Source organism: Gracilimonas amylolytica, assembly GCF_002911695.1.
Classification (GTDB): domain Bacteria; phylum Bacteroidota; class Rhodothermia; order Balneolales; family Balneolaceae; genus Gracilimonas; species Gracilimonas amylolytica.
The window spans coordinates 296,983-308,034 of the sequence record NZ_PQBS01000010.1 but is presented as its reverse complement, the minus strand read 5'-3'; the positions used below and the strand labels follow the sequence as shown (position 1 = coordinate 308,034).

The 11,052-nt window shown below is 42.4% G+C and carries 13 protein-coding genes; 10 read left to right on the top strand and 3 right to left on the bottom strand.

Features of this window, described 5'->3' with window-relative positions; genetic code table 11:
• Positions 1-43: 43 nt before the first annotated feature.
• Complete coding sequence (gene gyrB / locus C3B73_RS03700; RefSeq protein WP_103664283.1) at positions 44-1,981, bottom strand: DNA topoisomerase (ATP-hydrolyzing) subunit B; 1,938 nt, start codon at positions 1,979-1,981, stop codon at positions 44-46.
• A 271-nt stretch (positions 1,982-2,252) separates the two neighbouring features.
• Here gyrB and rpmB point away from each other — a divergent pair, with 271 nt between their 5' ends.
• The 9 genes from rpmB (at position 2,253) to C3B73_RS03655 (ending at position 6,980) form a co-directional block, all read left to right on the top strand.
• Entirely contained in the window at positions 2,253-2,498 is a 246-nt protein-coding gene (rpmB, locus tag C3B73_RS03695) for a 50S ribosomal protein L28 (RefSeq protein WP_103664282.1), read from the top strand.
• 4 nt (positions 2,499-2,502) lie between these two features.
• Positions 2,503-2,667: a 50S ribosomal protein L33 gene (gene rpmG / locus C3B73_RS03690; protein WP_103664281.1), complete on the top strand. Its 165-nt coding sequence runs from the start codon at positions 2,503-2,505 to the stop codon at positions 2,665-2,667.
• 11 nt (positions 2,668-2,678) lie between these two features.
• Positions 2,679-2,849, top strand: a complete 171-nt coding sequence (locus C3B73_RS03685; RefSeq protein WP_103664280.1) for a DUF4295 family protein — start codon at positions 2,679-2,681, stop codon at positions 2,847-2,849.
• Positions 2,850-2,936: 87 nt separating this feature from the next.
• Complete coding sequence (locus tag C3B73_RS03680) at positions 2,937-3,395, top strand: GatB/YqeY domain-containing protein (RefSeq protein WP_103664279.1); 459 nt, start codon at positions 2,937-2,939, stop codon at positions 3,393-3,395.
• Positions 3,396-3,402: 7 nt separating this feature from the next.
• Positions 3,403-3,966 carry a CvpA family protein gene (locus C3B73_RS03675; protein ID WP_103664278.1) on the top strand — a complete coding sequence of 188 codons (564 nt, stop codon included), beginning with the start codon at positions 3,403-3,405 and terminating at the stop codon, positions 3,964-3,966.
• Positions 3,967-3,968: 2 nt separating this feature from the next.
• Positions 3,969-5,183, top strand: coding sequence for a tyrosine--tRNA ligase (gene tyrS, locus C3B73_RS03670; RefSeq protein ID WP_103664277.1), 1,215 nt, complete (start codon positions 3,969-3,971; stop codon positions 5,181-5,183).
• Between the two features lie 8 nt (positions 5,184-5,191).
• A complete protein-coding gene (locus C3B73_RS03665; RefSeq protein ID WP_103664276.1) occupies positions 5,192-5,959 on the top strand; it encodes an exodeoxyribonuclease III in 768 nt (255 codons plus the stop codon).
• A gap of 53 nt (positions 5,960-6,012) precedes the next feature.
• The gene (locus C3B73_RS03660) at positions 6,013-6,468 is read left to right on the top strand and encodes a MarR family winged helix-turn-helix transcriptional regulator (protein WP_103664275.1); all 456 of its coding nucleotides are present in this window, start codon (positions 6,013-6,015) and stop codon (positions 6,466-6,468) included.
• A 26-nt stretch (positions 6,469-6,494) separates the two neighbouring features.
• Positions 6,495-6,980, top strand: a complete 486-nt coding sequence (locus tag C3B73_RS03655) for a hypothetical protein (RefSeq protein ID WP_103664274.1) — start codon at positions 6,495-6,497, stop codon at positions 6,978-6,980.
• Positions 6,981-7,004: 24 nt separating this feature from the next.
• Here the strand turns inward: C3B73_RS03655 and C3B73_RS03650 are convergent, their stop codons facing one another.
• Positions 7,005-7,559, bottom strand: coding sequence for a class I SAM-dependent methyltransferase (locus C3B73_RS03650; RefSeq protein ID WP_103664273.1), 555 nt, complete (start codon positions 7,557-7,559; stop codon positions 7,005-7,007).
• Positions 7,560-7,648: 89 nt separating this feature from the next.
• Positions 7,649-9,700: an excinuclease ABC subunit UvrB gene (uvrB, locus tag C3B73_RS03645; protein WP_103664272.1), complete on the bottom strand. Its 2,052-nt coding sequence runs from the start codon at positions 9,698-9,700 to the stop codon at positions 7,649-7,651.
• Positions 9,701-9,893: 193 nt separating this feature from the next.
• On the opposite strand from uvrB, the gene tyrA reads away from it, so the two are divergent.
• A complete protein-coding gene (gene tyrA / locus C3B73_RS03640; RefSeq protein WP_103664271.1) occupies positions 9,894-11,027 on the top strand; it encodes a bifunctional chorismate mutase/prephenate dehydrogenase in 1,134 nt (377 codons plus the stop codon).
• Positions 11,028-11,052 lie beyond the last annotated feature (25 nt).

The following is an 11,052-nucleotide window of genomic DNA, read 5'->3' as shown; positions in this document are numbered from 1 at the left end:
CAGCTATAAAAGTCAGTTAAATTCTTAGTGAATTAAATATTGGTTAGATGTCGATGTTCGCATACTTGGCATTACGCTCAATAAATTCCCTGCGGGGCTCTACATCTCCACCCATTAGAGTAGAGAAGAGTTTATCGGCGCCGGCTGCACTTTCAACATTTACTTGCTGCAGCGTTCTTGTTTCAGGATCCATGGTGGTTTCCCAAAGCTGTTCCGGGTTCATTTCACCAAGCCCCTTATATCTGGAGACATCAAACTTTCTTCTTCCCTTTTTAAGTTCTTTCACCATCTTATCGCGGGTCTCATCATCCCAGGCATATTCAATGTCTTTTCCGACAGTGATCCTATATAAAGGAGGAGTCGCGATATAAACGAATCCATTTTCAATAAGCGGACGCATATACCGATAAAAGAATGTCAGAAGAAGGGTTCGAATGTGAGAGCCATCCACATCAGCATCTGTCATGACGATGATCTTGTGGTATCGAAGTTTATCGACATCAAAATCTTCTTCACCGTGACCAACACCTGTACCAAGTGCGGTGATCATGGCCTGAATTTCCTTATTCTCGAGAATTCGGTTGATCTTGGCTTTCTCTACGTTAAGGATCTTACCTCTCAGCGGAAGAATAGCCTGAAAACTTCTGTTACGACCCATTTTAGCAGAACCACCGGCAGAGTCACCCTCAACCAGGTAAATTTCACTGTGTTCCGGATCCTTGATCGAGCAATCAGCCAGTTTACCCGGCAGGCCGCCACCGCTCATTACACTCTTACGCTGAACAAGCTGACGAGCTTTTCGGGCTGCTTCACGGGCCTCAGCTGCAAGTACTACTTTCTCAATAACCTTCTTGGCAGCTTTGGGATTCTGTTCCAGGTATTCATTAAGCTGATCATAAACAACAACTTCAACGGCACTCTGTACTTCTGAGTTACCCAGCTTGGTCTTGGTCTGTCCTTCAAACTGAGGTTCGGCAACCTTAACACTTAAAACAGCGGTCATACCTTCACGGAAATCCTCTCCGGAAATGGAGATCTTACTGTTCGATTTGATCAGATTGTTTTTCTCAGCATATGATTTCAGGGAGCGTGTCAGAGCTCGTCTGAAACCTGAGACATGTGTACCACCTTCTTTGGTGTTAATGTTATTCACATAAGAATGTACATTCTCAGAAAAGGAACTGTTGTAGGAAATCGCGATCTCAACCGGCACATCGTCAACTTCTCCGGTTATGTGAATAGGTGTGTCCAGCATGGACTCACGGTGTTCATCGAGGAAATCCACAAAATCCTTTACACCGCCTTCATAGTGATAAATCTCTTTTTGCAGATCCTCATCCTCTTCACGCTCATCGACCAATTCGATAGTGATCTCAGGATTCAGGAATGCAAGTTCCCTCATGCGTTCCGCAATGATATCAAATTTGAACTCAGTGGTTTGTGTAAAGATCTCCGGATCAGGCATAAAAGAGATCTTAGTTCCGGTCTCTTTGGTTTTACCTGCAACTGATAACGGGGTTTTAGTAAAGCCTTTTTCAAAACCCATGACGTGTATTTCACCATCACGGTGAATTTCAGCCTTGAACCAGGACGCCAGGGCGTTCACACAACTTACACCCACACCGTGCAATCCACCGGATACTTTATAGGTATCCTTGTCAAATTTACCCCCGGCGTGGAGTTTGGTAAGTACTACCTCAACAGCAGGTATGCCAAGTTTTTCATGAGTATCGACAGGTATACCACGACCGTTATCAAAAATAGTCATGGAGCCGTCCTTATTAATAGTCACATTTATATAGTCACAATAACCGGCAAGGGCTTCATCAATTGAGTTATCTACAACTTCATTGATCAAGTGGTGAAGGCCGCGCTGTCCGGTGTCCCCGATATACATAGAAGGGCGCTTTCTAACCGCTTCCAGCCCCTCCAAAACCTGTATGTTCGAAGCCTTGTAGTCAGATCCTTGTTTTTTTGCCATAATTTATGGAGTGATAGCTTTGTAAGATGAGTTGATTAATGGCAGAAAATAGAGCTTACACATGCAAAATCAAAAAAAGGAGAGGTATTTGTTGAAATTAATAGAGCCGTACGTTCTGGGGTTAAATTCAGGGGTGAAAAAATGAGTGTGATTGTGGAAAATTCGGAAAAATGTGGATAAATGTAATTTTCGTATTCAAAATCATTGAACTTTGATGTTTATAGCTCTATCTTTGGTGTCTATTTTCATTATGAATTAACCGAAAAGAACGATGTCGCGAAAAGACGATATTACAGGCAAAGGAGCTTTGAACGGATACCGTTCATCTAAGTCGAATAATAAAACGAAACACCGCTTTCAGTTGAACTTGCAAAAGCGACGATTTTATGTTCCTGAAGAAGATAAGTGGGTAACACTTAAGGTTTCTGCTAAAACTGTGAGAACAATTAACAAGAAAGGAATTTCTGCGGTACTTAAAGAGGCGCGGAAAAATGGAACTCTTATAAAAGAAGTATAATACCATGGCAAAAGGAAACAGAGTTCAGGTGATCTTAGAGTGTACCGAAAAACCCGGTTCATCTCGCTATGTTACGACTAAAAACCGAAGAACCACTACTGATCGACTTGAACTGAAAAAATACAATCCGGTTCTTCGTAAGCATACTGTTCACAAAGAAATTAAATAACCAGAAGAGACATGGCTAAGAAGCAAGCATTCGGACAAGACGCATTACAAGCGAAAGCAGCACATCGTAAGATGGCAAAGGTTATTATTTCTACTAAAAACGATAAAGGCAAATATGCCTACAAAGAAGTAATGATGGATCAGGATGATGTAAAGGAATACATTCAGAATAACCGATCCTAAGACCCTTTGCAGAAGAATTTATAAGGTTACACAATTTTGATTGTGTAACCTTTTTTTTTTGGTTATTTTTAAATAAAAAATGAGATTATGAGTATTCAGGACAAGATCATATCTGATATCAAAGAAGCTATGAAAGCTAAGGATCAGGACAAGCTAAGAGTCCTAAGATCTTTAAAGGCCAAACTTATGGAAAAAGAGATCAGTGAGAGAAAAGGCGGTGAAGCCAAACTTACTGATGAGCAGGCCGTTGAGGTTTTGATGAAGGCTGCAAAACAGCGCAAGGAATCGATCGATCAGTTTGAAGACGGAGGACGGGAGGATCTTGCAGAAAATGAGAAAAGGGAATTGAAGATCATAGACGCTTACCTGCCGGAAATGATGTCGGAAGATGAGGTTCGGGGTGTGGTAAAACAAAAGATCGAACAACTCGGAGCCTCAGGCATGCAGGATATAGGTAAGGTCATGGGGCCTCTCATGGGGCAACTGAAAGGAAAAGCTGACGGCTCTATGGTTAGTCGCATAGTTAAAGAAGAACTGGGAGGCTGATTCTTCCATGTTGATCCTTGATCTTATAATTGCAATTCCGGTCCTTTACTTTGCCTATAAAGGTGCAGTAAATGGTTTGATCAAGGAAGTTTTGAATATTGTTGGTATTGTATTAGCTGTATTCATCACCTTTAATTACCTGGATATGTTTACAGGGCTCATCGGACCCATGTTTGAAGAAGGGGCCTCATATGTTCCTTTTATATCCGGAACCATTCTATTTGTTGGAACCCTCGGAATAGTAGCCGCCATTGCCTACGGAACCAAAGAATTATTAAAAGCCATTAAACTCAGTTCTGTAAACAGAATACTTGGAGCAACCTTCGGTGTTCTGAAAAGCAGCATTATCGTAAGCACTATTCTGTTGTTATTGTCAGGTTTCAACATCCCGGCTGAAGACTCCCGAAAGGAATCCTATTTGTACCCCTTTATTATTTATGTAGCACCATTTGCCTACGATTCAGTCGCCCTGATTTACCCCGGGGCCGAAACGTATTCCGAGACACTCAAGAAAAATGTTGGCAGTTACGACCCATTAGATAACATTCCATTTTTAAACGATAATAATTAGTAATGTCATTTTTACCGGTTGAAGAACAATTAGATATCATTCGCAGAGGAACGACCGAAATTGTTCCTGAAGATGAACTCATCGAGAAGTTAAAACGATCAAAAAAGGAAAATAATCCCCTGAAGATCAAACTTGGGGTGGACCCGACTCGTCCGGATCTACATTTAGGGCATTCTGTAATTCTTAGAAAAATGAGGCAGTTTCAGGATCTGGGCCACGAGGTGATCCTGATCATAGGTGGTTTTACAGCCATGATCGGGGATCCAACCGGACAGAATAAAACGCGCCCGCCTTTGACGCTGGAAGAGGTGAATGAAAATGCAGAGACATATATAGATCAGGCCAAAAGGATCCTGGATGAAGACAAACTTACCTTAACCAATAATTATGACTGGTTGGGTGAGATGGACTTTATGGATGTCATCAAACTGTCATCAAAGCTGACGGTTGCCCGAATGATCGAGAGAGATGACTTCTCGAAACGTTTTGAAAATAATGAGCCGATCTCTCTGCATGAATTTCTATACCCACTGGCACAAGGACAAGACTCAGTACACCTTAAGTCAGATGTGGAATTGGGCGGAACGGATCAGAAATTCAACTTACTGGTTGGTCGCCAGCTTCAAAAAGAAGATGGACAGGAACCGCAGGTTTGCCTGATGATGCCTTTGTTGGTTGGAACTGATGGTTCAGCAAAAATGTCTAAATCCTATGACAATTATATAGGTATAAATGAGGAGCCAAACGATATGTATGGCAAGTCATTATCTATCCCGGATGATCTCATCTATACCTATTATGAATTGGTGACGGATATCAAAACGGATGACCTGCCTGCCATAAAGGCAAAAATTGAGAAGGATCCACGAAACGCAAAACATGATCTGGCTTTCACCATAGTACGAATGTATCATGGAGAAGAAGCGGCAAAAGCAGCTAAAGAGCATTTTGAGAAAACAGTGATCAATAAAGAAGTACCCGATGATGCACCGACTTTCAGCTTCCCGGTTGGTGAGGAAATCAGGCTACTGGATATTGTAGCAGAAACCGGTTTCTCTCCAAGTAATGGTGAAACCAAACGCATGATCAAACAAGGTGGGATCAGCGTGAACGACAAAAAGGTCACGGATAAGAATTATTCGATCACCTTCAAAGAAGGGGATGAGTTTACCCTTAAAGTTGGAAAGAGAAATTTTGGAATCATAAAAGGGAATTAGACAAAGAATTGGTAAAAATAAGTTCATACAACGTAAACGGAATCAGAGCCGCTCACCGAAAAGGCTTTGTGGATTGGGTGAAAGAAAGTAATCCTGATATCATATGTATTCAGGAACTGAGGGCCACAGAGAAACAGATCCCTAAAGATATCAGGGAGCTGGATTATCATGAGCACTATCATGTGGCGGAAAAGAAGGGCTATTCCGGAGTAGCGATCTATACAAAAGACCAACCGATCCATGTTGAAACCGGAATCGGGGTGGATTGGATTGATGCTGAAGGTCGTATAATTATGGCTGAATATGATTCATTCCGTGTATTCAGTGTGTATGCCCCCAGTGGAACCACCGGTGATGTCAGGCAGGACATGAAAATGGACTTCCTTGATAAATTCATTCAATTTGGTGAACGGTTCACGAAGGATAACAAACCATCGGTCTTTTGTGGGGATTTCAATATTTGTCACACAGAAATTGACATTCATAACCCGGACAAACAGCATAAAACATCTGGATTTTTGCCTGAAGAGCGTCAATGGGTAAGTGATTTTCTGGATAGAGGTTATGAGGATGTTTTCCGGAAATTGCATCCGGAAAAAAAGGACCTGTACAGCTGGTGGAGTTACAGAGCCGCTTCAAAAGAACGAAATAAAGGATGGAGAATTGACTATCATCTGGCGACACCGGATCTGTCCGGATCAGCTGTTGAGGCAGAGATCGAAAAAAAATGGGATCTTTCAGATCATGCACCGGTGAGTATTACCTATGATATTTAACCAATAATTCCGCTCGGAAAGCAAAGTTTGTTTCCGATATAAAAAACTAAATAATGGGCACACACTTTAAAGGCGACAAAGATGAAGTAAGAACGCTAAACGCGTTCATTAAATTAACACGAGCCAGTGAAAGTGTGAATGGCCGGCTATCCCGACATCTGTCAGATGCGAATTTAACCGTGACTCAATTTGGTGCATTAGAGGCATTATTACATCTTGGTCCATTGAATCAAAGAGAACTGGGCCAAAAACTACTAAAAAGCGGCGGTAACATCACTCTGGTGATCGATAACCTTCTTAAAAATGGATTGGTGGAAAAGGTTACTGACCCCAATGACCGGCGAGCGGTCATCATCAGTCTGACAAAGAAAGGGAGAGCATTCATTGAAGACCTGTTTCCTCAACACCTTGAAAGAATTAAAGAAGAGTTCTCTGTGCTGACTTCTGAGGAAAAAGAACAATTGGCATTGATATGTAAAAAGCTTGGGGTAGGTAAAGAGAATGAATAAGAAAAATTAAGAAGAGAGGGAACCAAATGATGTTTAGTATAAGTATAGGAAATGAACAACAGTCAAAAGAGCAGAAGCTCATCAATGTTTTATTAACCCTGGCAACTGGCGTTCTAACACTCATATTTCCGAATTTTCTTTATCTGATAGCAGGTGGTTATTTGATCGCACTTGGCCTCATGTTCATGATGTTCAAGTTTCCGGGAGCTGTAACGGCATTACCTATAGTGGCGGGTATTCTGATCTTCATTTTCCCGGAATTGATACCCTTCACTTTTGCCGGTTTTCTTGGGCTGTTTGGATTGTTAATGCTCTTTGGTCTTTCCTTCAGTATCCTGGGTATCATTACGTTGATCATTGCCGTTCTGATCATCATGAATCCGGATTCGGTGGCTTATTTTATAGCATTCTTTATGCTGACCTATGCCGTTTCAAATCTCATTCAGTTTTATAATCAATGGAAGAATAAAGGCCCCAAAGAGAAGAGCGATGGGGAAATCATCATTGAATAGGCGACGAAGCTACAGCAGAGTGCCTTAATCCTTGATGGATTCGTAAATGAAGTAAGGAGGAATATTCTTCCAGCAAAATTCGGTCGTATAATTTCCGAAGGCCTCAGTGAGTGGTTCTTTAAGATGACCAGATGTTTGATAAGCTAAAAAGGATCCTTCATATTTAAGGATCTCTTTGGTTTTACCAAGAATATCCATTTTAATATCCCAGTCGAAGAATGAAAAAGGTATTCCCGAAACAACATGTCCCACATTTCCCAATACATCTTTAGGTAATAGTTCTAAAATGTCTTCTACGGATTCATGAAAGACCGTGAGGCGGTCATCATCTATACTGCTTAAGAGTTTGTAGAAATTATCATTGGTCTCAAATACAAAAAGGCGGGCATTGGGATGCATCTTCTTGAGAAAGTGCTTGGTAAACACCCCGGTTCCTCCCCCGTATTCTACAATAACATCCGTATTTGGGAAATCAATGTACTCACAAAGCTGACGAACGCAGTATTTTGAAGAAGGAGTGATGGATGCGACATCCTTATCGGATGCAAAAGATTTCAAAAACTCGATCGTGCCTTTCATGTAAATGTGTTGGGTTTAGTTGTAAATCGGTTAATAGTAATGATCAACAGAAAAAATAACTAATAACTGTTAACTAATTTTTCATTTATCTATAACTCGTCTTCAAGTTTAGCGATCTGATCACGGATACGGGCCGCTTCTTCAAACTCCATATTCTTGGCCGCCTGATACATGGTTTCCCGAAGGTGTTCGATCAGTTTGTCTTTACTCTCGAAGGTAACCTCCTTCATCGCAGGACTTGCCTTATACTGTATCCCATCATCCGCCACCCGGATAACCTCCAGGGCTTCCTGATCAGGCTCATCATCCTTACTGCCAAAATCAAAACTCTGACTTGAAATTAGGCTTGGGTCAACCAAAGGTTTAAGTTCTTTCTTAATGGTTTCCGGAGTGATGCCGTGTTTCTCGTTGTACTCTTCCTGAATTTTTCGCCGTCTTCGGGTTTCTTTAACCACCTTATCAATGCTGTTAGTAATTTTGTTGGCATACAGAATGGCTTTACCCCCCACATTCCTGGCGGCACGACCTACGATCTGAAACAAAGAAGTTTCTGAGCGAAGGAAGCCCTCCTTATCAGCATCCATGATCGCAACAAGGCTCAGTTCCGGAATATCGATTCCCTCACGAAGCAGGTTTATTCCAACCAATACATCGAAGTCACCGCGCCGGAACTTATATAACACCTCAATTCGCTCAAGCGCATTTAACTCACTGTGCATGTAAGCGGCGTTTATGTTGAGGTTCTTCAGGTATTCACTGAGCTCTTCACTGAGTCGCTTGGTGAGGGTAATTACGAGAACGCGTTCTTTCTTAGCGACCTTTTCACGGATCTCCCCAAGCAGGTCATCTACCTGATTATCAAGCGGGCGGATCTCGATCTCGGGCTCCATCAAGCCGGTAGGACGAATGATCTGTTCAGTATAAACCCCGCCTGATTTCTCCAGCTCATAGTCGCCTGGAGTGGCACTTACAAAGATCACCTGATTCACCAACTCTTCCCATTCGTCAAAGGTGAGGGGGCGGTTATCGAGAGCAGAGGGAAGGCGGAAACCATGCTCGACCAATTCTACCTTACGTGAGCGGTCTCCTCCGTACATGGCATTGATCTGAGGAATAGTTTGGTGGCTTTCATCCACAACCACGAGATAATCATCCGGAAAATAATCCAACAGGCAATAAGGTCGTTCGCCTGGTTTGCGGGCACTTAAGTAGCGGGAATAATTCTCAATGCCGGAGCAATATCCGATCTCCTGTATCATCTCAATATCAAAAAGAGTGCGCTGTTCTATGCGTTTAGCCTCAAGAAATTTCTCCTCATCGATTAGAACTTTTTTACGCCACTCCAATTCTTCCCGGATCTGATCGATGGCTGTTTCTAAACGTGATTTTGAGGTCACATAATGGGAGGCCGGATACACCCTGAATTCGTTGACATTTTCAATAATGGTACCGTCGTTTACATCAAAAAGCTGAAGAGACTCAATTTCGTCACCCCATTGTGTGATGCGCAACCCCTCATCCGAATAAGCCGGATATACATCGATCACATCTCCACGAACCCTGAAGGTACCGCGTTTAAAATCCAGGTCATTTCTGTTATAGTGAAGATCGACCAGATCGTAAAGAATAGTATTGCGGGGAATATTCTGGCCTACATTCAAATTCAGGATCAGCTTTTCATATTCAGAAGGAGAACCGATACCATAAATACAACTCACTGAAGACACAATGATCACATCCCGGCGCCCTGAAAGCAGGGAGCTGGTGGCGCGAAGTCTCAGTCGCTGGATCTCTTCATTAATGGAAAGATCTTTTTCAATGTATTTATCCTGAGTAGATAAATACGCTTCCGGCTGGTAGTAATCGTAATAGGAAATAAAGAATTCAACACGATTTTCAGGGAAGAAATCACTAAGCTCACGATATAGCTGAGCTGCCAGTGTTTTGTTGTGGCTCATAACCAGGGTAGGCCGTTCCACATTTTCAATGGTATTGGCTATAGTTCTGGTTTTACCTGAACCGGTGATTCCGAGCAGGGTCTGGAATTTATCACCGGCGTTGATGCCCTCTGTTAATTCAGCAATGGCAGCAGGTTGGTCACCGGCGGGTTTGTAAGGGGAGTGTAGTTTAAATTGAGCCATAAATAGCTTTTAAAGGTACAAACTGTAACGTAACTTAAGAAACCATAAAGTGGGTATTTTAATTGCCACGGAAACGCTAAAGCGTGTAAGAGGTATATCATCCCATAATGGCTGTAATAATCAGTTAATGGAAAATAGGTATTGGATAACGGATAATAGTAACCAATACACTAATAACGAATAACGAAACACCATGTCCCACCGGCATAAAGATTTAGAATCACCCCGAAAACGTATTGACGAAATAGATGAGCAGATCTTGAATTTACTTTCCGAAAGGGGAGAGATCGTTCAGGATGTAATCAGGGAAAAAATTAAAAATAAACTTCCCGTTTTTGTCCCCAAACGAGAGGAGGAGAAGTCGGACGCTTTCAAGGAATTAGCGAAAGCCAAAGGGATAGATCCGGAATGGGCGGAGGATTTCCTGAGAATGATCATGACAGCCTCAAGAGCGTCCCAATCACAGCAACAATTTCCAATTGCTACCAAAGAGCCTAAACATATTCTGTTTGTAGGTGGAGAAGGAGGGATGGGTAGTCTCTATAAAAGGGTAGCCGAACAAACCGGTCATGTCACCTATTCCATAGATAAAAGTAATTGGTACGAACTGGAAGAGTTAGCCCCGGAACTGGATATGGTCATTGTAACGGTTCCTATCAAAGTAACGGAAGGCGTGATCGAGCGATTGAGCGGTCGGCTAAATAAGGATACGATCCTGGCTGATTTCACCAGTAATAAAACTGCTCCGATCGAGGCTATGTTGGTAGCGCATGAAGGTCCTGTAGTTGGTTTACACCCTATGCATGGTCCGGATGTGCAAAACCTGTCGAAACAGCTTATGGTATTTTGTGGTGCTCGTGAGTCAGAAAAAGCAAAGTGGTTCATCGATCAGTGTGAGTTGTGGGGAATGCGGGTGATCGAAGCGGACCCGGAAAAACATGACCACGTGATGCACCTTGTTCAGGGCTTACGCCACTTTGTAGCTCTGCTGCATGGCTCATTCATGGAGGAATATGATCTTAACCCTAATGACATGCTCGATTACTCCTCACCGATCTACAGGGCTGAGTTAATGATGACAGGCCGAATTTTTGCTCAGGATGCCGAACTATATGCAGATATCGTGTTTGCGAACAAAGAACGTCGCGACCTCCTGCTGAAGTTTTTTGAGCATCATCAGAAACTCGCAAAATTAGTCGAGGAAAATGACAGGGAAGGCTTTATCAGGGAATTTGAAGGGGTTACCGATTTCTTCGGAAAGTTTGCCACCCAGGCACTTGAGGAAAGCGGCTACCTCATAAACCGACTAGCCGATCGTTTTGCTTAATTCAAGCAAGATTGTTAATGAATTA